This window comes from Serratia sp. NPDC087055 (genome assembly GCF_044900985.1).
GTDB lineage: Bacteria > Pseudomonadota > Gammaproteobacteria > Enterobacterales > Enterobacteriaceae > Serratia.
This window is the reverse complement of sequence record NZ_JBJDOG010000001.1, coordinates 1,823,467-1,843,407: the sequence shown is the minus strand read 5'-3', so window position 1 is coordinate 1,843,407 and position 19,941 is coordinate 1,823,467. Positions and strand designations below refer to the sequence as shown.

At 52.9% G+C, this 19,941-nt stretch carries 21 protein-coding genes; 12 read left to right on the top strand and 9 right to left on the bottom strand.

The genetic code is table 11. The annotated features are described in order from the left end of the window. The first annotated feature begins 302 nt into the window (after positions 1 to 302). Entirely contained in the window at positions 303 to 602 is a 300-nt protein-coding gene (locus tag ACI2J2_RS08860) for a putative quinol monooxygenase (RefSeq protein ID WP_265555043.1), read from the top strand. Between the two features lie 139 nt (positions 603 to 741). Here the strand turns inward: ACI2J2_RS08860 and ACI2J2_RS08855 are convergent, their stop codons facing one another. Next, positions 742 to 1,923 carry an MFS transporter gene (locus tag ACI2J2_RS08855; protein ID WP_404759891.1) on the bottom strand — a complete coding sequence of 394 codons (1,182 nt, stop codon included), beginning with the start codon at positions 1,921 to 1,923 and terminating at the stop codon, positions 742 to 744. Between the two features lie 450 nt (positions 1,924 to 2,373). Here ACI2J2_RS08855 and ACI2J2_RS08850 point away from each other — a divergent pair, with 450 nt between their 5' ends. Next, positions 2,374 to 3,090: a LuxR family transcriptional regulator gene (locus tag ACI2J2_RS08850; RefSeq protein WP_404759890.1), complete on the top strand. Its 717-nt coding sequence runs from the start codon at positions 2,374 to 2,376 to the stop codon at positions 3,088 to 3,090. A gap of 177 nt (positions 3,091 to 3,267) precedes the next feature. Further along, positions 3,268 to 3,696, top strand: a complete 429-nt coding sequence (locus ACI2J2_RS08845) for a universal stress protein (protein ID WP_209632669.1) — start codon at positions 3,268 to 3,270, stop codon at positions 3,694 to 3,696. A gap of 45 nt (positions 3,697 to 3,741) precedes the next feature. On the opposite strand, the gene ACI2J2_RS08840 is transcribed toward ACI2J2_RS08845, so the two are convergent. From ACI2J2_RS08840 to ACI2J2_RS08820, 5 genes are all read right to left on the bottom strand, one after another. Then, a complete protein-coding gene (locus tag ACI2J2_RS08840; protein ID WP_404759889.1) occupies positions 3,742 to 4,755 on the bottom strand; it encodes an Ldh family oxidoreductase in 1,014 nt (337 codons plus the stop codon). A gap of 18 nt (positions 4,756 to 4,773) precedes the next feature. Next, on the bottom strand, positions 4,774 to 6,339 hold the full coding sequence (locus tag ACI2J2_RS08835; RefSeq protein WP_265555035.1) for an APC family permease: 1,566 nt from the start codon (positions 6,337 to 6,339) through the stop codon (positions 4,774 to 4,776). A 44-nt stretch (positions 6,340 to 6,383) separates the two neighbouring features. Next, positions 6,384 to 7,994 carry an aldehyde dehydrogenase (NADP(+)) gene (locus tag ACI2J2_RS08830; protein WP_404759888.1) on the bottom strand — a complete coding sequence of 537 codons (1,611 nt, stop codon included), beginning with the start codon at positions 7,992 to 7,994 and terminating at the stop codon, positions 6,384 to 6,386. A 62-nt stretch (positions 7,995 to 8,056) separates the two neighbouring features. After that, positions 8,057 to 8,977, bottom strand: a complete 921-nt coding sequence (locus tag ACI2J2_RS08825) for a dihydrodipicolinate synthase family protein (RefSeq protein WP_404759887.1) — start codon at positions 8,975 to 8,977, stop codon at positions 8,057 to 8,059. A 208-nt stretch (positions 8,978 to 9,185) separates the two neighbouring features. Then, the gene (locus ACI2J2_RS08820; protein ID WP_265555028.1) at positions 9,186 to 10,031 is read right to left on the bottom strand and encodes an AraC family transcriptional regulator; all 846 of its coding nucleotides are present in this window, start codon (positions 10,029 to 10,031) and stop codon (positions 9,186 to 9,188) included. A 284-nt stretch (positions 10,032 to 10,315) separates the two neighbouring features. Here ACI2J2_RS08820 and ACI2J2_RS08815 point away from each other — a divergent pair, with 284 nt between their 5' ends. From ACI2J2_RS08815 to ACI2J2_RS08795, 5 genes are read left to right on the top strand one after another with little or no spacing between them, the layout of a single operon-like run. Then, positions 10,316 to 11,263 carry a 4-hydroxyproline epimerase gene (locus tag ACI2J2_RS08815; RefSeq protein WP_404759886.1) on the top strand — a complete coding sequence of 316 codons (948 nt, stop codon included), beginning with the start codon at positions 10,316 to 10,318 and terminating at the stop codon, positions 11,261 to 11,263. After that, the gene (locus ACI2J2_RS08810; protein ID WP_404759885.1) at positions 11,263 to 12,387 is read left to right on the top strand and encodes an NAD(P)/FAD-dependent oxidoreductase; all 1,125 of its coding nucleotides are present in this window, start codon (positions 11,263 to 11,265) and stop codon (positions 12,385 to 12,387) included. Before ACI2J2_RS08815 ends, ACI2J2_RS08810 begins: the two co-directional genes overlap by 1 nt. Beyond that, the gene (locus tag ACI2J2_RS08805; RefSeq protein WP_404759884.1) at positions 12,384 to 12,644 is read left to right on the top strand and encodes a (2Fe-2S)-binding protein; all 261 of its coding nucleotides are present in this window, start codon (positions 12,384 to 12,386) and stop codon (positions 12,642 to 12,644) included. The genes ACI2J2_RS08810 and ACI2J2_RS08805 overlap by 4 nt, the downstream gene beginning before the upstream one ends. Then, entirely contained in the window at positions 12,637 to 13,899 is a 1,263-nt protein-coding gene (locus ACI2J2_RS08800; RefSeq protein WP_404759883.1) for an FAD-dependent oxidoreductase, read from the top strand. The genes ACI2J2_RS08805 and ACI2J2_RS08800 overlap by 8 nt, the downstream gene beginning before the upstream one ends. Positions 13,900 to 13,947: 48 nt before the next feature. Next, on the top strand, positions 13,948 to 14,103 hold the full coding sequence (locus tag ACI2J2_RS08795; protein ID WP_209632679.1) for a hypothetical protein: 156 nt from the start codon (positions 13,948 to 13,950) through the stop codon (positions 14,101 to 14,103). 57 nt (positions 14,104 to 14,160) lie between these two features. Here the strand turns inward: ACI2J2_RS08795 and ACI2J2_RS08790 are convergent, their stop codons facing one another. Further along, the gene (locus tag ACI2J2_RS08790; RefSeq protein WP_209632680.1) at positions 14,161 to 14,520 is read right to left on the bottom strand and encodes a hypothetical protein; all 360 of its coding nucleotides are present in this window, start codon (positions 14,518 to 14,520) and stop codon (positions 14,161 to 14,163) included. Between the two features lie 464 nt (positions 14,521 to 14,984). On the opposite strand from ACI2J2_RS08790, the gene ACI2J2_RS08785 reads away from it, so the two are divergent. After that, positions 14,985 to 15,299, top strand: coding sequence for a hypothetical protein (locus ACI2J2_RS08785; RefSeq protein ID WP_209634229.1), 315 nt, complete (start codon positions 14,985 to 14,987; stop codon positions 15,297 to 15,299). A 224-nt stretch (positions 15,300 to 15,523) separates the two neighbouring features. Continuing rightward, positions 15,524 to 15,955: a hypothetical protein gene (locus ACI2J2_RS08780; protein WP_209632682.1), complete on the top strand. Its 432-nt coding sequence runs from the start codon at positions 15,524 to 15,526 to the stop codon at positions 15,953 to 15,955. Between the two features lie 15 nt (positions 15,956 to 15,970). On the opposite strand, the gene ACI2J2_RS08775 is transcribed toward ACI2J2_RS08780, so the two are convergent. Both ACI2J2_RS08775 and ACI2J2_RS08770 read right to left on the bottom strand, forming a co-directional pair. Continuing rightward, positions 15,971 to 16,312: a GlpM family protein gene (locus ACI2J2_RS08775; protein WP_209632683.1), complete on the bottom strand. Its 342-nt coding sequence runs from the start codon at positions 16,310 to 16,312 to the stop codon at positions 15,971 to 15,973. A 114-nt stretch (positions 16,313 to 16,426) separates the two neighbouring features. Next, positions 16,427 to 16,651 carry a DUF2594 family protein gene (locus ACI2J2_RS08770; protein WP_020826235.1) on the bottom strand — a complete coding sequence of 75 codons (225 nt, stop codon included), beginning with the start codon at positions 16,649 to 16,651 and terminating at the stop codon, positions 16,427 to 16,429. Positions 16,652 to 17,435: 784 nt separating this feature from the next. On the opposite strand from ACI2J2_RS08770, the gene uvrY reads away from it, so the two are divergent. Together uvrY and uvrC are read left to right on the top strand one after the other, a co-directional pair. Next, entirely contained in the window at positions 17,436 to 18,092 is a 657-nt protein-coding gene (uvrY, locus tag ACI2J2_RS08765) for a UvrY/SirA/GacA family response regulator transcription factor (protein ID WP_012006273.1), read from the top strand. Then, entirely contained in the window at positions 18,085 to 19,917 is a 1,833-nt protein-coding gene (gene uvrC / locus ACI2J2_RS08760) for an excinuclease ABC subunit UvrC (protein ID WP_209632684.1), read from the top strand. Before uvrY ends, uvrC begins: the two co-directional genes overlap by 8 nt. Positions 19,918 to 19,941: the final 24 nt, after the last annotated feature.

The following is a 19,941-nucleotide window of genomic DNA, read 5'->3' as shown; positions in this document are numbered from 1 at the left end:
ACTGTCGGTATTCAGTTTTTGCCCAAAGGCCTAAAGGACTAATGGTCAGGCCTTTGTGGGCAAAAAAAATCGGCGATAAACGCGATCCTGGCCATGCGACTAGGTAAGAACTCTTTCGGACACTAAAAATTGACAATTGGTTAACCTGAAATTCACATATGGGCGGGAGTGATTCAAGCTTGGTGATGAAGATCTGTGCGCGCAATCACTGAATGCCAAACTTTGCATTTAATAAAGGCAAACTCTGTTCTGCGCAGGTAGAGTGACCCCACATGATAGATATGCTGAAGGGAAAGGGCGACATGCTAAAGGTAATAGCAGAAGATTTTATCAAGCTCGATTGTGTAGACACGGTGATGCCGCTGTATCAGGAATTGGTCGAGAAAACCCGGCAGGAACCACGTTGCCTTTCCTATGAACTGTTTATTGATCATCAGGATCCGGGACATTTTATTTTCGTTGAGGAGTGGCCCGATCAAGCCGCGCTGGATACTCATTGCCAAACTGAACATTTCAAACGATTAGTGCCGTTGATCAATCAGCACCAAAGCAAACCTTGTACCTTTCTATTTATGCAGCCTTTCCCTTCAGCGGAGCGTTGAAAGACCAAAAAATCCCCGCAGAGCGGGGTTAATGGCTTCTCAAATGCGGTCTTGTAGTGATTAAAAATTAGACGATCAATGGCGGGCCTACTCTAGGAATGCTCTCAAAAGAAAAGCTATCCAGCCAGTTTGACGGTATTCATTTTTCTGACAGAGGCGTCACGATTTTTTCTTTCTGGAAGCAAAACTGTATTAACAACAGGGCGAAGATCCCCAACGGCAACGACAATAGCGGCAGGCAGTAGATCGGTAAGGTATACAGCGTCAGGCCACCCAACATACTGCCTGCCGCAATACCGGCATACAAAACCGAACTGTTTAGTGAAACGGTCAACGCACCAACAGGTTTTGACAGTGATAATAAGTGATGTTGAATGGGGACCAGATACATCCAGCCGCAAATGCCCCACACCAGGAAAATCGTGAGTACCCACCAAGGGGACGTGGCGTAAAACGTCAGCAGGAATAGCGAACCGGTTTGAACAGACACCGAAAGCAGCAGCACACACTTACTGCCGAAGGTATCGGTCAACAGGCCGGAAACGATGTTGCCGATGACTGCGCCAATCCCGAATACCAGCAGCGCGAGGGACAAAACTGCCTCCTGGCCCAACTGCGTGTCTTTTAGCAATACGCTCACATAGCTGTAAACAATGTGCTCGGAACAAACGGCGAAGAAAGTGATCAGTAAGGTTGTCAGTACTGCTTTTTGCCGCAGTGGGGCAAGCCGTTCTTTCAGCGTATGTTTACCCGGCGCCGTGATGGTATTGAGTGTCAGTGAAAGGCCCAGCAGCGAGAAAGCACCGAGCAGTGCGATCAGCAAAAAGATCTCTCGCCAGCCGATCAGCGTGGCCAAGAAGGTTCCAAAAGGAATGCCCAGGGCGATAGCCAGCGTCATGCCGCCATAAACGATCGCTATCGCCAGCCCACGGCGCTTTTCCGAGACGAGTCCAGCCGCAGCGGCGGCGGCCTGTGGCATATAGCAAGCTGCCCCTAGCGCTGCCAGTACGCGCCCGGCACACATTTGAAGAAAGCTGTCGGCATCAGTGCAGACCAGATTTCCGGCGATAAATAGCCCCAGAGCCAACTGTAAAACAGGCTTACGGTTGACGTTGCCCAGCAGCCAGGCAGTCAGTGGAGCAAACATCATGTAAGCCAGGGAAAAGACCGTGATTAATTGACCTGTCTGTGCGGGGCTCATTGCAAAGGTGTCAGATACCTCATTAAGTATGCCGGCGACGATAAACGCATCGGTACCTATGGCAAAGGTACCGGTCGCCATCAGGCACAGCGTCAGGAAATGGCCATTATAATCTGTCATGGTAGCGGGCCCGATTCAGATGATTGCTGTTGTGATTGAAAAATCGTGTTTGTACGTCATTCAGTTCCCACGAATAAGTGATATCTCTGCTTATGGTGCGGGTCATTGCGAATAATCCTTTGCCATAAAAATCGCTGTGAGTTTTTTATGTTTGCAAAGGCTGAGCCTTTTATTCGGGTTTAAATTTTTCCGGGTGTTACTGGCAAAAGTAATGGGGGAGGACATTGGTGTCCACTGGTAGAAATGACAGGTTAACAACACGGATTTTTTTGTTCTCTGGGTAAAACCAGCAAGCAGCGGGTTTAACGTGGTTATATATTCACCCATGTATGGCATCGTTACTTTTAGTTATAGCCAGGGTGTTTATATTATATGAAACGGCCGTTCTCGCCCTGATATAGTGAACCTCACTTACTGATTGGCCTGCACTGTGCGCTGGAGAACCGCTTTATGGACACTCACATTCAGCCTTTGATGGATGATCTGCTCAGCAGCCTGTCTGACCGCGAGGTGTTTTTAAGTCGGTTGGCACCTTGCGCTCAGGCGCTGGGTTTTGAGTACTTTTCTTATACGATCTTTTCCTGCTATCCGGCCAGCCGGCCAAAAATGTTGATAGAAAGCAATTACCCCGAGCCATACCTGGAGGACTACCGCAAACTGCGGGTGTACCTGCAAGACCCGATGGTTGAACGGGCTCACCACTCTACGCTGCAGTTTTATTGGGACGAGCAGTTCTATCAGAATAAGCCGGAGCTGTGGTGGCGTATGGCGCAATTCGGTCTTCGCGAAGGTTGGTCGCAGTCGATCAAGGATTGCTATGGTCGGCTGGGTATTCTCACCTTTGCCGGTAAAAAGATCCCTGACCAGTCACCGCAGGCCGGCGCACGCCACGAAACCTTTTTTCTGTGGCTGGCGCAGATTGCCCATAAAACGCTGCGTGAAGCATTAATATCGGTGAACGACGAGGCGATAAAAGACGTACTGACGCTGCGCGAGAAGGATATTTTACGCTGGTGCAGTGAAGGAAAAACCTCGGAAGAAACGGCGTTGTTAATGGGGTTGAGCGAGCGGACGGTGAATTTTCATATCGGCAATTCTATTAAAAAACTGTCGGTGGCCAATAAAACCGCCGCCACGGCGAAAGCGGTGTATTTACAGCTGATTTAGCCGACGCTGAAATAATTATTTGGCTAGCCGTTAGGGATGTTATGTTTATATTCTGTTAAACAGAGAGTCATTCCCTTTCGTTTATACTGCCGATCACAAAAGCGCGAGAAAGCGGTTCACCCTTATCCCTCTCGGCAGTACCCTGTAGGCACTGCGGTTACATAGAAGGGATGTGATATGTACAAGACAATATTAGTGCCGATAGATATTGAAGAAGACCTGCTGACCGAGCATGCGCTGAAGCATGTTGAGTATCTGGCGAAGCTTTCTGGTGCCAAAGTGCATTTCCTTCATACGTTGCCGGATGCTTCGGCGTTCGTCACTGCGTATTCGTTTGGCATTAAAGAGTTTGAAAACCAGGCGGAAGTGAAGGCCATCGATAAGCTGAAAAAAATCATGTCGGAAGTCGACATTCCGCTGGAGCGTCTGGATTATACCGTCAGTTTCGGTTCTCCACGCGATCAGGTACTGGAATTGGCGGAGGAAATTGACGCTGACCTGATCATCATCGGTTCGCGTCGCCCAAGTGTGAAAACCTATCTGCTGGGTTCCAATGCCGCGGCCATTGTGCGCCATGCCAACATCTCCGTGATGGTGGTCAGATAATCTTTTTATTCAGGCCCGCAATTCACGGTTGCGGGCCTGCATCATTCAGCGGCAGAGAGCCACAATGTCGTCATACAGCGTCTGCGGTAAGGTAATGCCATGCTGCTCACTGTATTGTCTTTGTTGAAAACGCCGTTCTCCTGGAATACGTGCCCCTTGCTCGTTCATATCAGCGAACAACGCCTCCGCCCGGGCTAAATGGGCTGTTTTGTCTGCACCCAAAAAACGATCGGGATCCATCGCGATAATAAGCTCACCCCCATAGGGCGACGAACCGGTCTGCTTATCATAGGCCAGCGACTCTTTACTGGTCATATCACCAATCAGTGGCCCCGCAAGCAGTTCTACCATCGCCGCCAACGCCGATCCTTTATGGCCGCCAAAGGTCAGCATCGCGCCTTGCAACACGCTGGCGGCATCGGTAGAAGGTTCCCCTTGTTGGTCTATGCCCCAACCTGGCGGTAGCGGCGTACCCGCACGCCGATGCAGTTCAATTTCCCCGCGTGCAGCCGCACTGGTGGCCATATCAAAAATAAACGGCGGCCGCTGTGGCCGAGGCCAACCGAAGGCAATAGGGTTGGTGCCAAACAGCGGCCGGGTTCCACCAGCAGGCGTGACCCAGGCATGGCTAGGGGTACAGGCCAATGCCACCAGCCCCTGATCGGTTAATGGCTCGATATCCGCCCACAGCGCGGAGTAATGCACACAGTGGTTAATCGCCAAGGCGGCGATGCCGTTGGTGCGTACCTTGTCGATAAAGGTTGGCAGTGCCGTACGATAGGCCAGCAACGAGAAAGCGTCGTGGGCATCCACGCGCAAAATTCCCGGGGCCTGATCGATCAGCGTGGGGGTGGCGTCGGCAGAGACTTTACCTGCCAACAGCGAACGCACGCAGCCGAGCACTCGGTACAGGCCGTGTGAGGCGCAGCCGTCACGTTCACCGGCAGTTACGTTCTGCGCGACGGCATCGGCATGTTCGGCGCTGAAGCCGTTGCTGTGCAATGCACGCAGTGCAAGATGATAAGCATCGTTTAGCGACAGGTGTTGGGTTTGCGTCATCAGATATTCCCTCCGCAGTTACTCTTCTTCATCGCCGGTAAAATTCGCCTGAGGTAAACAGGTATAGGCTCCCCAGTAATAGATGGCTAACGCAATGACCGCCACCGTGAGGGTGTCCCACGGGTGGCCGATCGCGTTGATACCGCCAAAACTGCCGAGGTAGGACGCGATAATAATCAGCGCATAGAAGGCGATCAGCCACAGTGAGGACCAAACTTGCTGCTTCAGGCTGACGGCGTGGGTTGGCACCTTGTTTTTGAACAGGATATAGACCACAAACATCAGGATTTGCAGGCCGAGTAGCCAGGAAACGGTATTCCAGCCGGACCAGTAAACGATCAGCGCCGAGATAATAAAAGAAACCGGGCCAAGCACGCAGAACCCACGCACGAAGAAGGGGCGCGGCAGATCAGGCGCGTTGCGGCGTAGGCCTGCGGCGGTAACCGGTGCAATGGCGTAACTCAGCACCAATGCGGCGGACACTACGCCGATCAGCCTCTCCCAAGAGGGGAAAGGCAGCGTCCAGAAGATCGACAGCGCAAAAGTCAACCACAGTGCGGGACGTGGGATGCCGGACTCTCCGTCGACGCGGGTAAAGATCTTAAAGAAGGTCCCGGCGCGCGCCCAGCCGTACACCACGCGCGGCGTGGCGTTCATATAAATGTTGCCGGTGCCGCTCGGCGAGATAATCGCGTCACTTACCACCAGAAATGCCAACCAACCCATGCCCAACGTGATAGCGATATCCCGGTAGGGCAGTGAAAATTGCTGACTGATGCCGGCCCAGCCACCGCTCAGCATTTCGCTGGGGATACTGCCGAGGAAGGCCACTTGCAGCAGTACGTAGATAATCGTGGATAACACCACCGACAGGATCAGCGCGATAGGGATGGTGCGCTGCGGGTTTTGCACTTCGCTGGCGACCGAGATAATGGGCGTCAGGCCTAAATAGGCAAAGATAATCCCACCGGCTGAGATAGCTGCTTCCACCCCGGCAGAGCCGAAGGGAGCAAACCCCTGACTGTGCAGGTTTTCAGGCTTGAAGAAGCTGAACAGCACCACAATCACCAACAGCGGCACCACGAATTTAATCACGCTGATCAAATTGTTGGATTTCGCAAAGGTTTTGACACTGTAGTAGTTCAGGGCGAAGAAAAAACACAGCAACAGCAGCTGGACCAGCCAGCCGATCAATGTCGGGTTGCCCGAGCCGGGTTGGCTTAGAAAAGGAAACCAGGCGGCGGCATACTGGCGGGCAGCAACAATTTCTATCGATATCAGGCTGGAGAAGGCAATTAGGGTAATAAACCCCAGTAAATAGCCCATCAGTTCCCCGTGGGAGAACACCGGGTAACGAATAATGCCGCCGGCGCGTGGAAGTGCGGCGCCGAGTTCACAATAAACAATCCCGAGCAGTAAGACGGCCAGGCCACCTATCAGCCAGGAGTAAATACCGGCTGGGCCGGCGATGGAGGACACGTGGCTGGCGGCGAACAGCCAGCCTGAACCAAATATTGCGCCCAGGCCGATAAACGTTAAGTCGGTGAGCGTAAGCTGCTTCTTGAATTTGCCTTGGGTTGTCATGGTTTTACCCTTTTGTTATTAGATGGCATGCAGATGTGGTCTGGCTAATGGTTGGCGGATGAGTGGACTGGGTCACGGGTGTAAATACCGTTAACCAGCCGCAGCAGGCCAAGCGGATTACTGTCTTGTAACGGCGGTGGCAGCAGTGCCGCAGGATAATTCTGTAAGCAAACCGGGCGCAGGAAGCGTTCAATAGCCAGCGTGCCCACAGAGGTGCCGCGTGCATCGCTGGTGGCAGGATAAGGGCCGCCGTGCACCATGGCATCACACACTTCTACTCCAGTCGGATAGCCGTTGAACAGCACACGTCCCGCTTTGCGCGTCAACTGTTGCGCCAGCGGTGCGGCATCATGTAAATCGCCCTCGTCGGCCAGCAAGGTGGCGGTTAATTGCCCTTGCAGGCTATCGAGCGCGGCAGTCAGTTGTTGGTTATTTTCCACCGTTACCACAATGGCCACAGGGCCAAACACTTCCTCCTGCAACAGCGGGTTGCCGCTCAGCAGCAAGTCGATATCAGCCTGGTACAGCTGTGGTGCCGCCAGATAAGGTCGTTCCTCACGGTTACCGGCAAGGTGGCGAATGCCTGGTTGTTTTTCGAGTGCAGCCAACCCGCTGTGGAAATGTGTCAGCGTGCCGGCGTTCAGCATGGTCTGCGGCGCGGCAACGTTTACCTTCGAGGCGAGTTCCTGAATAAATTGATCAAATGCTTCTCCACGTGGGGCGATGATCAACCCCGGTTTGGTGCAGAACTGCCCACACCCCAAGGTGAAGGAGGCAACCAGTTCGTGCGCAATTTGCTCACCACGGCGGGCCAACGCCTGCGGCATCACGATCAGCGGGTTGATGCTCGACATCTCGGCAAATACCGGGATAGGGTGCGGGCGGCGCATGGCGAGATCGAACAGGGCCCTGCCACCCCGTAACGAGCCGGTAAAGCCCACTGCCTGGATGGCTGGGTGCTGGACCAGATCGGCACCGATGCGGTCGCCGTAAATCATGTTGAAGACGCCGGCCGGGATGTTTTGCTGTTCTCTTGCCCGTTCAATTGCCTGCGCGGTCAATTCGGCAGTGATCATATGGCTGCTGTGCGCTTTGAACACCACCGGGCAACCCGCCGCGAGTGCAGCGGCGGTATCACCACCGGCAGTGGAGAACGCCAGAGGGAAATTGCTGGCACCAAATACGGCCACCGGGCCGATGGCGGTTCGATACTGCCGGAGATCGGGGCGTGGCAACGGAGTCCGCTGCGGCAACGCGCTGTCTATGCGCACGCCATGCATATCCCCACGGCGTAGCAAGGTGGCAAATAGCCGCATCTGGCCGCTGGTTCTGGCCCGTTCGCCACTGAGGCGAGCTAATGGCAGCGCGGTTTCCTGCATGGCGAAGGTAAAGAAATCCTCACTCAGTGCATCCAATTGGTCGGCAATCGCCTCAAGAAAATCGGCGCGGCGTTCGGCGCTGAATTGTGAATAAGCCGTGAAGGCTTGTGCGGCTGCGTCGGCAGCCGCAGCGGCTTCTGTGGCGCTGGCTGAGAAAAAAACATGACCGGTCGGCAGACCGTTATCGGCACGCAGGCTGATAAGGTCGGCCTCACCGCTGGCGTAGCGTTGGCCGCCGATAAACTGTCTGCCGCTGAGGGTATAGGCGTTGGGCATGGGTTCCCCCTGTTTAGCAAGTGGCTAGGCCCGGCAGTGAACCGGGCGAGTGAGAGCGGCGATTAAAGACCGACATTCGGCAATGCTGGGCGGTTTGCCAGCGCTTTTTTGACCACCGCAGTGATGTCGGCAAGCGTCTCGCCTTGCAGCGCTAAACGTGGCGGACGGGTGATAGCGCTGCCACGGCCGACTAACTCTTCACACAGCTTGATGCACTGCACCAAATCCGGTCGCGCATCCAGGTGCAGCAACGGCATAAACCAGCTGTAGAGCGCCAGCGCTTCCTCAAAGCGTTTTTGCTTCGCCAGGCGGAATAGCGTTTCGCCTTCGCGTGGGAAGGCGTTAGACATTCCTGAGATCCACCCTTCGGCGCCGACGGCGATGCTTTCCAGTACGACGTCGTCCAAGCCTGCGAACAGCACAAAGCGGTCACCGACCTCATTACGCAAATCGATAAAGCGACGGGTATCACCGGAAGAGTCTTTGAAGCACACGATATTTTCGCAGTCGACCAGGGTCGTCAGGATGTCGGGCGTCACGTCGTTTTTATAAATGGGAGGATTGTTGTAGACCATGATCGGCAGATCGGTGGCGGTGGCAACGCTGCGAAAGTGTGTGGCGGTTTCATGGGGTTTGGCAGAGTAAACCAATGCCGGCATGACCATAATGCCGTCGACACCGACCTTCTGAGCTTCACGCGCCATATTCTTCGCGAAGGCGGTAGTGAATTCGGCGATGCCGGCAATGACGGGCACTTTGCCCTGTGCAGCATCACGTGCGACTTCAATGACTGACAGTTTTTCCTGCATTGTCAGCGAGGTATTTTCACCCACGGTGCCGCAGACCACCAGACCCGAAACGCCGTCCTTGACCAGGTTTTTGATCACCGTATGGGTGGCGTCGAGATCCAAAGAAAAGTCGCTGCGAAACTGAGTGCTGACCGCCGGGAATACGCCGCTCCAGCTAATGGCTTTATGGCTCATAGTGTTTGTCCTGTCGTCCAAGTTTGTTAATCAATGGTGAATTATTGGTAAAATCCAATCACAGATTGACCTGTATTGTTCGCAGGGGCTTGACGGTTTTCGCCGAATGCCATGACGAAATTGGCACAATTGGACAGAACATCAGATAGCCAAAACCCTGACGTTTACCACGCCTAAAAGGAAGAGGTTATTGATATGAGTCAATGCGTTATGGTGCGAGCGTGATGCGGAAATCGCGAGGTGTGGAGCCGGTCATCGCCTTAAACTGGCGGCTGAATGCGCTGTGATCAGTGTAGCCGCACTGCAAGGCTATGTCGGTAATGGGCAGATCGCTGGCCAGCAGTTCGGTGGCTTTTTCCAGGCGTACTTTGTGGATCATCTGGCGTGGCGTGAGATGAAAAATGCGTTTGCAGTAACGTTCGATCTGCGCCACGGAAAGCGCAGTGAGCGTCGTCAGTTCTTCGAGAGCAATTGGGCGGGCGTAATGCTGACGAATATAGACGTCTATGGCGGCTAAACGTTGATAGGCGGGGTGATTCGCTTTGGCCTCTTGCAGGTCATGCGATATGCCCGCCATGCCGATGATTTTGCCCTGAGTATCATACAGCGCCAGCTTTTGCGTCAGGCACCAGCCGGTTTCACGGCCACTGTACAGGTGCATTTCCAGCTGATCCTGGATCATAACGCCATGGTGCAGTACACGCCGATCTTGCTCGGTATACCCCGAACCGAGCTGCGCTGGGAATACGTCCGCCGAGGTTTTACCCAGAAGCGGAGTGACGGTTTTAAATCCACAACGTTTAGCCAGTGTCAGGTTGGCCAACAGATAACGTGCCTGCACGTCTTTGATAAAGAACACGACGTTGGGAATGGCGTTGAGCAGCGGCACGATCAACGCCAGTGAATTCAGCAGATCATGCAGGGTATTCGGGCGCTGTTGTGCCAGGCCATCGCACCAGCGAGACAGTTGTTCAATGGCAAAGACGTCCTCTTCCTGTTCGTCAACAAGGGGCCGGGGAGCAGTGATAACCGGATGGTCTTGGGCTAATCGCATAGCAATACCTTTTCCCGTCGAGTGACTCAAATCTGAGGCGGCCGGGCAGGCCATTTTTGAAGCGCTTAATCAATATTAACTTTCTTATAACTTTTCAAGCGTAGCTGCCAATTATGCGGAACACCGCATACTTTTGCATGCCACTGAGCGGGCATCCGGTAAAACGCCAAGCCGAAAATTGTGCTGATTTCTGCATTCCCCGCGCCGAAATGCATCAAGCCGTCATCAGCATATTCGGTCAGGCTAACGCTATCGGTAACATTTCATTAACCCAGGAGACTCCGATGGCTCTTACTTCGCAATTCACCCGGCTGCGCGCGATCGATTCCCATACTGGCGGTGAGCCAACACGGCTGATCGTCGATGGATTCCCCACATTGGGCACCGGCAGTATGGCGGAGCGCAAGGCACTGTTTGCCCAACAGTATGACGACTGGCGCAGCGCTATTATTCTGGAGCCTCGCGGCAATGACGTGCTGGTGGGGGCTTTGCTGTGTGAACCCTGTTCACCACAGGCAACGGCAGGGGTGATTTTCTTTAATAACGCCGGTTATCTGGGGATGTGCGGCCACGGCACTATCGGACTGGTGGCCTCGCTGGCCTATCTGGGGCGGATTGGCGTAGGGGAGCACCTGATAGAAACCCCGGTGGGTACGGTGAATGCCACGTTGCACGCGGATGGCAGTGTAACAGTGGAAAACGTGCCCGCTTACCGATATCGCCGACAGGTTGCGGTTGAGGTGGCGGGGTACGGAACGGTGGTTGGCGATATTGCCTGGGGCGGGAACTGGTTTTTTCTGATCGGCGAGCATCATCTGGCTATCAATACGCAAAACCTGGAGGCCCTAACGGCCTTTTGTTGGGCTGTGCGTCAGGCTTTGGAGCTGGCGGGGATTTATGGGGAAGAGGGGGGCGATATTGATCACATCGAACTCTTTGCCGCCGATACGCAGGCTGACAGCCGCAACTTTGTACTGTGCCCGGGCAAGGCTTATGACCGTTCCCCCTGCGGTACTGGCACCAGTGCAAAGCTGGCCTGTCTGGCCGCTGACGGAAAATTACAGCCAGGAGAAATTTGGCGTCAGGCAAGTGTGATTGGTAGCCAATTCAGCGGCTATTACCAGCATAACGGCGATCGCGTGACGCCGTTTATTCGTGGGCAAGCCTATGTGTGTGCTGACAGCCAACTGTTGTTAGATGAGCGTGATCCCTTTATTTGGGGGATCCGTTAATGGTTGCCTGCAGGTGTGCCGAGGCGATTGTGGTGGGGGCTGGCATCATTGGTGCTGCCTGCGCCTGGCAACTGGCAAGGCAGGGGGTTCAAGTCCTGCTGGTAGACAATCAGCGTGCGGGTGCGACGGCAGCAGGCATGGGGCATCTGGTTTGCATGGATGATAACCCGGCGGAACTGGCCTTAAGCGCCTACTCGCTGCAACTGTGGCGCAGCGTGGTGGACCGGATGCCGGAAAGCTGCGCCTGGCGCGGTTGTGGTACGTTGTGGCTGGCAGAGCGGGACGATGAAATGGCCATTGCCGCAAGCAAGCGGCAACGTATGGCGGAATATGAAGTTGCCAGTGAAACATTGAGCTCCACTCAGGTTGCGGGGCTGGAACCTATGCTGCGTGCCGGGTTGGCGGGGGGATTACGCGTGCCGGGTGACGGCATCGTGTATGCCCCTAACGTTGCCCGGTGGTTAGTCGCTGACGCTGGGTCTGCGGTCAGAGTGATCACGGGTGAGGCGATCGCGCTGGAAGCGCAGGCCGTCGTGTTGGCCGGCGGTGAACGGCTAACGGCGCCGGTTGTCGTACTGGCCAGTGGCCTGCAGGCCGATAGGCTGTTGGAACGCCCCTTATTACGTGCGAAGAAAGGGCATCTTGCGATCACCGATCGTTACCCCAGACGGGTGCGTCATCAATTGGTTGAACTGGGTTATGGCGCCAGTGCCCATGCCAGTGATGGCACTTCGGTAGCATTTAACGTTCAGGCTCGCCCAACAGGCCAGTTGTTGATCGGCTCGTCGCGCCAGTTTGATGTCCCTGACAGCACTATCGATATGGTATTGCTGGCCGCCATGTTGGCACGTGCCAACACCTTCCTGCCTGAACTGGCTCAGATGAACATTATCCGCTGCTGGACCGGTCAACGCGCCGCGACTGCCGACGGCTTGCCGCTGTTGGGCCCGCATCCTCAACATCGCTGGTTATGGTTAGCGTTAGGTCACGAAGGGCTGGGTGTCACCACAGCGTTGGGCAGCGCAGCACTGATCGCGGCGCAGATCCATAATCATCGACTGGCCATTGATGACACACCTTATCTGGCATCGCGCATGTTTCGGAAAGAGGCGTTGTCGGTATGAACAAGAAACAGACTCTACTTACGTTAACCCTTAACGGTGAAACTCTCTGCGTGCCGGAGGGCATTACCGTGGCAGCTGCGCTCAGCCTGAGTGGACAGGATGGGTGCCGTTTTTCTGTCAGCGGCCAATTACGTGCGCCGTTTTGTGGCATGGGTATCTGCCAAGAGTGTCGTGTCACGGTGGATGGGTTGCGGAGGCTGGCATGTCAGACGCTGTGTCAACCTGGAATGCATATTGAAAGGACAGAGAATGAGTGAGCTCACGTGTGATGTACTGATTGTTGGTGCTGGTCCTGCAGGGTTAGCGGCGGCTTGCGCTGCGGCAGAAAGTGGCCGGTCAGTGCTGGTGCTTGACGACAACCTCCGTCCAGGGGGGCAAATCTGGCGCGATGGGCCGAATGTAGCGTTACCTACGCTAGCGCAGCAATACCGTCGGGCCGTTGAGGCAAAGAGTAATATAACATTGCTTAATGGTGTCAAAATCGTAGCCCAGTGTGGGCCGCAAAGCATTCTCTACGAAGATGCGGCGGACAGTGGCACCGTGGAGTATCAAAAACTGATTTTGTGCTGCGGCGCTCGGGAACTGTTGCTCCCGTTTCCCGGTTGGACGTTGCCGGGCGTGACCGGCGCGGGCGGCCTGCAGGCGCAAATTAAGCAAGGGCTACCTATTAAAGGAGAGCGGGTGGTTATTGCGGGTAGCGGCCCATTGCTGCTGGCCGTTGCCAACAGTGTTGCCAGCGCAGGGGGGGAAGTGATAATGCTGGCGGAGCAAGCGCCCGTCTCGCAAATAGCGGCTTTTGCCGGCGGGTTATGGCGTTGGCCTGTGAAGTTACGCCAGTCTTTTGCTCTCGCCAATAGCCATTATCGTCCAGGCTGCCATGTGCTGGAGGCGTTAGGTGAACAGCGGCTAAAAGCGGTTAGGATTAAAAAAGGCGGGCGCGTGGTGACACTGGACTGCGAACGTTTGGCCTGTGGTTTTGGGCTGGTGGCGAATATCGAGCTGGCGATGCTATTGGGATGCCGTATCGACAATGACGTTATTGCGGTGGGCGATGACCAGCAGACCAGCCAAGCGAATATTTATGCAGCCGGTGAATGTACCGGTATTGGCGGCAGTGAACTGGCGCTGGCTGAAGGCGCCATTGCTGGATATGCCGCAACCGGCAATCTGGAGAATATGCAGGCATTAACGGCACAACGTGCCAAGTGGCAGCAATTTTCTGATGCGGTGGCGCGAGCCTTTATGCTTAATCCAGCATTGAAAGCGCTGGCAACACCCGAAACATTGTTGTGCCGTTGTGAAGATGTGTCGCTGGGGGAGGTTAGTGGCTTGCCTGACTGGACGTCGGCCAAGTTGAGGAGCCGCTGTGGCATGGGGGCCTGCCAGGGCAAGATCTGTGCGACAGCGGCACGCCACGTGTTCGGCTGGCAGTTTTCAACGCCGCGCATTCCATTAACACCGGTAAGGGGGGCAACATTGGCGCGCTTGGGAAGGATAAAAACCGACGGATAAGCCTGCTACACTCAGACAGAGTGAGCGGAAAAATCGGGCGGAGAACGGATGACAAATGCACTGATTACACTGGGGCTGTGCCTGCTGCTAATGCCGCTGTTGTTGTGGCTGATTGGCCGGGCATTATCAGCGGCAAAAGATAAAAAGCCGGAAGGGGACAAGCGTAAACCCAGGTCCGGCATGCCGCACGGTGATGATGAATAATCTCCGGCGGCACGCGCTATCGGTGAAGGCGCCATGCCAACCCCGTCATTGGCATTCCTAATACTGTGGCCAATAATACGTTTTCTCATGCCAGCCTTTGCCGTACATGCAGGCTTCGATGGTTGCCGAACGGGCCCCCTCATTACGATCATTTTGCACCGTTTTAAACGAGGGTTGTTTTTCGTAGCGATAACCTGCCGGGCAGTTCTTCTTATCTTTCTCGCAAGTCTGATAGGTGTTTTCGTAGCTAAATTCAAAATCTCTCACCACGTCGGGTGGAAAACGCTCGAAGCCGCGCCCTTTGCATTCGGCATATTCAGCATCGCGAGTGGCAGCGCCAGCACCCGCTCTTTCCCACTGTGTACAGGCATTCAATGCCATTAATGGTAATATAATCAAAAATCTATACGTCTTCATGGTGTCCCTGACTCTTCCTTTCGTCCTATACGCACTCCCTAGGAATTTTCCTAGCAGAGGAAGGGGGGAGTGTAATAAATTGGTGCCAAAAAAGGAAATGATAATAGTTATTGTTTAGATGAGGTTGATGTAGCCTTGCCGGCCTGGATAGAGGCTGAGAAATTCACTGATGATTGAAATAATAATTAATTGTGATAATACACGCGCTAAGTTTTTTTCGGGTTTTATATTTCTGCATTTTTAAGATATTTACCCAAGGATTTTTCTTTATTCTTGGTTAAGAAAGGATATTTAAAGTATGCAAAATTGGGTGCAGGGTATTTATATTGCTTTTTATGGGTTTTCACAGTTAAAACTATTATTGAATTTTCAGGTAATGCGATTGCAATCCATGTGTAAATTTTCTAGATTCAGGATCGATAGATGATTGTCATGATAATGAAGACATTAAAGGGAGTTTTATTTTGGCGAATAAACCTGAAGTACCTAAAGACAGTGCTGGTTTACCTTCATTATCAGATAATTATGATGGGTTGAGAAATCTTTCAGATGTGGGTGATTCATTGGGCTATGGCCGTACGCGTTTTTATCAGTGGTGTCGAGGACGGGGCTTTATCACCCTGATGAATGCACCCTCTCCGGAGATGATCAGTTCCGGTTATATGGTGACTGAATTATCGGAAAATGGGTATTCGCGAGTTTACGTGACAGATGAAGGCTTTAACTATGTGAGTGGCGTTTTTCAAGATGACATTAAGAAACGCATGGTTAAGCTTTAGGTTATCCATAAAAATCCTATCTATTTCAATATAATAACACCAGAATATTCTTATGTCTCCGGTTGTTATACATAGAAAAATGTGGGTAAGCGGAGATGGCCCTCTTTTCTATCCTCCCCAGAGCATTGGAAGTTATCTTATTTTTCTACCAACAGCGCTTCAGTGCTACGGTCGGCGGTTATTCTCTTGCTACTATGAGGATCGTTTTTTTTCAGGAGCTCAGGATGAAGCATTACGCCGCTTTACTCGTTACGGCCATGTTGTTGTCTGGCTGCGCCACCCAAAGTGTTCCATTACAACAGGCGGAGTTACCACCACCTAGCCGTTTGTTGCTTTATCAGAACGTGCCGCAAACGCCATTTGCAACGGTAGTCGTTGTTCGTGACAGCGGAATGCTGGCAGGGAGTTGCCGTACCGGGGTGTATATCAACGGAGAGTTTGCTGCATCACTGGCGGCCAAAGAGAAGGCCGAGTTTCGGATACCCGTAGGTAATAATGAAATTAGCATTGGGCAGGATATGATCGAAAATAGCCTGTGCATTTGGCGTGATACCAACGGCCGCTTACCGATGACGTTACGTGCCGGTGAGAGCCGTTATTTCCGAATCGCCGGCGATATGCAACGCGGATTTGTCCTGCAGGCCAGCAAGCCATAAACCTGGCGGGGGCCGTCAGCGCCCCTGCCACCATCCCCATAGGCTAACCAATAGCCACGCTGCGGCGATCCAACACAATACGGCAGCCAGCAGTGCCCAAGACAGCTTCATGCTGTTGATAAAGCAATACAGTGAGATCAGGTAGACCAGATAGGGTAACACGGCCCACATGCCGAAAATCAGCGTGGTTCTCAGGGCTTCTATCGAACGTTCGCTGCCGACAATGTAATGAGCAATCAGTGCAAAAGTGGGGAACAATGGCACAAGACCGGCAATATAGTAACTGCGACTTTTGGCAAGCAGCGCAATGAATACCACCACCAACGCGCCGATCAGCGCTTTAACCACGATGCCCATATGTCTCTCTGGCGTAAATAAAAAACACATTGCCTGAAATAACCAAGGGAATCAATTCGTCGGAAACCGCAGAGGAAGCGGGCCCGCCCTGACGGCAGGCCTGAAGGGGACAGATTATTGACGGTAGGCGTGCTTAATCTGCTGAATGCTGTTTTTAAAGATTTCGGCCTGGGTCGGATCTTCGATTTGTGCGATAAAGCGTTCCATGTTGATAATGACTTTCCCGGCATCAGCCTGGCCGATCGACTTCAGGATCAGCGTCAGCGTGGCTTTAAGACAGGCGACTTCTGTTGCCAGCGTTTCCGGGTTTGCAGACGTAGTGAAATCAACGTTGCTCATTTTCTCTCCTGATTTTTGAGGCCGAAGCCTGAAACAATATGCATTTTTGATGCGCACCCACACCGGCTTCATTCACTCTGGCGTGCAGATGCGTCTTTAACTGGGCGCGGAGTATAGCATAGCATGCAGAAATGCATCTGCACTGATGGGGCTGTGCCAGCACGGGGAGGAGGCTGCGGGATCGGGCGAAGGTGTCACTGTCGCCATATTAGGGCACGTACTCATTATTGATTAATGAATCGGCAGCTTGCTGCCAGACATCAGGTTTGTTGGAGAATAATAGGTTAGTTATTTTTCCAAGCTTAATAAGTATTTGATCGCTAACTCGCAGTTAACGTGCACAAGTAATTTAAAATATCAATGCTATCTACCTGCCATGTGTTGCCCGTAAGATAAGGAAATAATGTCTTCCATCGTGGTTACCCAAGGGGCAGATAAATGAATGGTTGCTATTTTGTTCATTTTCAATGAATTACAATGGTATTGTATTCGTGGTAATATTATCAATGTTGCGATTGCTTACACTGATTTTACCTGTAGTTAACCTTGGGTTCTGTATCATGGGGCAAAGGTATGCACCGTAATATTTACATCGCCTATTTTCATCGGCAGGCTGGCTTTTATCGGGCTGCGTTAGGGACTAAAATTCAAAAGTCAGGCCCACTGCGCAAAGTTAATCGGGAGTAAGTATTAATCTGTGTTCATTCTTGTCTGAAAAACAAGTAATATCTCAGGCTATAACAGAGGCTGATTGCGTTACTCCCTTCTTTTTGGAGATTTTTCCTTGATTAGCGTTCTTCTTGTTGATGACCACGAACTGGTGCGCGCAGGGATACGACGCATTCTGGAAGATATCAAAGGTATAAAAGTTGTCGGTGAGGCCCAGTGCGGTGAGGATGCCGTTAAATGGTGCCGTGGCAATGCTGTAGATATCGTTCTTATGGATATGAATATGCCGGGTATTGGCGGGTTGGAAGCCACGCGTAAAATTGTACGTTATGCGCCCGACGTTAAAGTCATCATGCTGACTATTCATACGGAAAATCCATTGCCTGCCAAAGTAATGCAGGCGGGCGCTGCGGGTTACCTGAGCAAGGGGGCGGCCCCACAGGATGTCGTCAATGCTATTCGTGCCGTGCAGGCCGGGCAGCGATATATCGCGTCCGACATCGCCCAGCAGATGGCTCTGAGCCAGCTGGAACCGCAGACTGAGACGCCGTTCAGCTGCCTGTCTGAACGCGAACTGCAAATTATGCTGATGATCACCAAAGGCAAAAAGGTGAATGAAATCTCAGAGCAACTGAGCCTCAGCCCTAAAACAGTGAACAGTTACCGTTACCGTATGTTCAGTAAGCTGAATATCAGCGGCGATGTCGAATTGACACACCTGGCTATCCGACACGGATTGTTCAATGCGGAGACGTTGTTAAGCAGTGAGTGACCGTTTTGATGCCAAAGCATTTCTAAGCACCGTAACCAGCCAACCTGGCGTCTACCGTATGTATGACGCTAGTGGCACGGTTATCTATGTCGGCAAAGCCAAAGACCTGAAAAAACGCCTCTCCAGTTACTTTCGCCAGCAGGTTGGTAGCCGCAAAACGGAGACGTTGGTTAAAAATATCGCGCAAATAGACGTAACTGTTACGCATACCGAAACAGAAGCGCTGTTGCTGGAACATAACTACATAAAGTTATACCAGCCGCGATATAATGTTCTTTTGCGAGACGATAAATCTTATCCGCTGATCTTCCTCAGTGCGGACAGCCACCCGCGGCTGGCTGTGCATCGTGGTGCCAAACACGCCAAGGGCGAATACTTTGGCCCATTCCCCAATTCCTATGCCGTACGCGAGACGCTGGCGCTGTTGCAGAAACTGTTCCCGATACGCCAATGTGAGAACAGCGTGTACCGCAATCGCTCACGGCCTTGTCTGCAGTACCAGATCGGTCGATGCCTGGGGCCTTGTGTCGCCGGGCTAGTCAGCGAGGATGAATACCAACAGCAGGTGGACTATGTGCGTCTGTTCCTGTCGGGTAAAGATCAGCAGGTATTGCATCAGTTGATTGAACGGATGGAAAACGCCAGTAAAGCATTGAACTTTGAAGACGCCGCGCGCATACGCGATCAGATCCAGGCGGTTCGGCGGGTAACTGAACGTCAGTTTGTTTCTGGCAATAGTGACGATCTGGACGTGATCGGCGTGGCGTTCGAGGCAGGTATGGCTTGCCTGCACGTGCTGTTTATTCGCCAGGGCAAAGTGTTGGGCAGCCGCAGTTATTTCCCGAAAGTACCGGGCGGCACCGAAATGAGCGAAGTCGTACAAACATTTGTCGGCCAGTTCTATTTACAGGGTAGCCAGATGCGCACCTTGCCGGCGGAGATTCTGTTGGATTTCACCTTGCCGGAAAAAGACCTGCTGGCTGAGTCGCTCTCTGAACTGGCGGGTCGTAAGATTCAGATCCAGAGTAAACCGCGAGGGGATCGTGCGCGTTACCTTAAACTGGCGCGTACAAACGCGGCGACCGCGCTGACGACCAAACTTTCCCAGCAGTCGACGATTCACCAGCGGCTTGCAGAATTGGCTAAAGTGTTGAACCTGACCGAGATTAACCGCATGGAATGCTTCGACATCAGCCATACCATGGGAGAACAAACGGTCGCGTCCTGCGTGGTATTTGATGGTAATGGGCCGCTGCGTTCTGAATATCGGCGCTATAATATCACCGGTATTACGCCGGGTGATGACTATGCCGCAATGGCGCAAGTGCTGAAACGCCGTTACGGTAAGGCGCTGGAAGAGAAAAAAATCCCTGACGTTATCTTTATTGATGGTGGTAAAGGGCAACTGGGCATGGCGATTGATGTGTTTAACTCGCTGAATGTGACCTGGGATAAGAACAAACCTTTACTGATTGGCATTGCTAAAGGCGCCGATCGTAAAGCCGGGTTAGAGACGTTGTTCTTTGTACCGGAAGGCGAGGGCATTGCTCTGCCGTCGGATTCGCCGGCGCTGCATGTGATCCAGCATATCCGCGATGATTCGCATAACCACGCGATCACCGGACATCGCCAGAAAAGGGCAAAAGTAAGAAATACCAGCGCGTTGGAACTGATCGACGGTGTTGGGCCAAAAAGGCGACAGGTGTTGTTGAAGTATATGGGCGGACTTCAACCATTATTGAACGCCAGCGTGGAGGAAATTGCAAAAGTGCCGGGTATTTCACAAGCATTGGCAGAAAAGATCTACAATGCATTGAAACACTGAGGGCAATGTAGCAACATACTCTTA

Coding starts and splice junctions, on each gene's coding strand:
- ACI2J2_RS08860 (WP_265555043.1), top strand. CDS start 303: ATGCTAAAGGTAATAGCAGAAGATTTTATCAAGCTCGATTGTGTAGAC.
- ACI2J2_RS08855 (WP_404759891.1), bottom strand. CDS start 1,923: ATGACAGATTATAATGGCCATTTCCTGACGCTGTGCCTGATGGCGACC.
- ACI2J2_RS08850 (WP_404759890.1), top strand. CDS start 2,374: ATGGACACTCACATTCAGCCTTTGATGGATGATCTGCTCAGCAGCCTG.
- ACI2J2_RS08845 (WP_209632669.1), top strand. CDS start 3,268: ATGTACAAGACAATATTAGTGCCGATAGATATTGAAGAAGACCTGCTG.
- ACI2J2_RS08840 (WP_404759889.1), bottom strand. CDS start 4,755: ATGACGCAAACCCAACACCTGTCGCTAAACGATGCTTATCATCTTGCA.
- ACI2J2_RS08835 (WP_265555035.1), bottom strand. CDS start 6,339: ATGACAACCCAAGGCAAATTCAAGAAGCAGCTTACGCTCACCGACTTA.
- ACI2J2_RS08830 (WP_404759888.1), bottom strand. CDS start 7,994: ATGCCCAACGCCTATACCCTCAGCGGCAGACAGTTTATCGGCGGCCAA.
- ACI2J2_RS08825 (WP_404759887.1), bottom strand. CDS start 8,977: ATGAGCCATAAAGCCATTAGCTGGAGCGGCGTATTCCCGGCGGTCAGC.
- ACI2J2_RS08820 (WP_265555028.1), bottom strand. CDS start 10,031: ATGCGATTAGCCCAAGACCATCCGGTTATCACTGCTCCCCGGCCCCTT.
- ACI2J2_RS08815 (WP_404759886.1), top strand. CDS start 10,316: ATGGCTCTTACTTCGCAATTCACCCGGCTGCGCGCGATCGATTCCCAT.
- ACI2J2_RS08810 (WP_404759885.1), top strand. CDS start 11,263: ATGGTTGCCTGCAGGTGTGCCGAGGCGATTGTGGTGGGGGCTGGCATC.
- ACI2J2_RS08805 (WP_404759884.1), top strand. CDS start 12,384: ATGAACAAGAAACAGACTCTACTTACGTTAACCCTTAACGGTGAAACT.
- ACI2J2_RS08800 (WP_404759883.1), top strand. CDS start 12,637: ATGAGTGAGCTCACGTGTGATGTACTGATTGTTGGTGCTGGTCCTGCA.
- ACI2J2_RS08795 (WP_209632679.1), top strand. CDS start 13,948: ATGACAAATGCACTGATTACACTGGGGCTGTGCCTGCTGCTAATGCCG.
- ACI2J2_RS08790 (WP_209632680.1), bottom strand. CDS start 14,520: ATGAAGACGTATAGATTTTTGATTATATTACCATTAATGGCATTGAAT.
- ACI2J2_RS08780 (WP_209632682.1), top strand. CDS start 15,524: ATGAAGCATTACGCCGCTTTACTCGTTACGGCCATGTTGTTGTCTGGC.
- ACI2J2_RS08775 (WP_209632683.1), bottom strand. CDS start 16,312: ATGGGCATCGTGGTTAAAGCGCTGATCGGCGCGTTGGTGGTGGTATTC.
- ACI2J2_RS08770 (WP_020826235.1), bottom strand. CDS start 16,651: ATGAGCAACGTTGATTTCACTACGTCTGCAAACCCGGAAACGCTGGCA.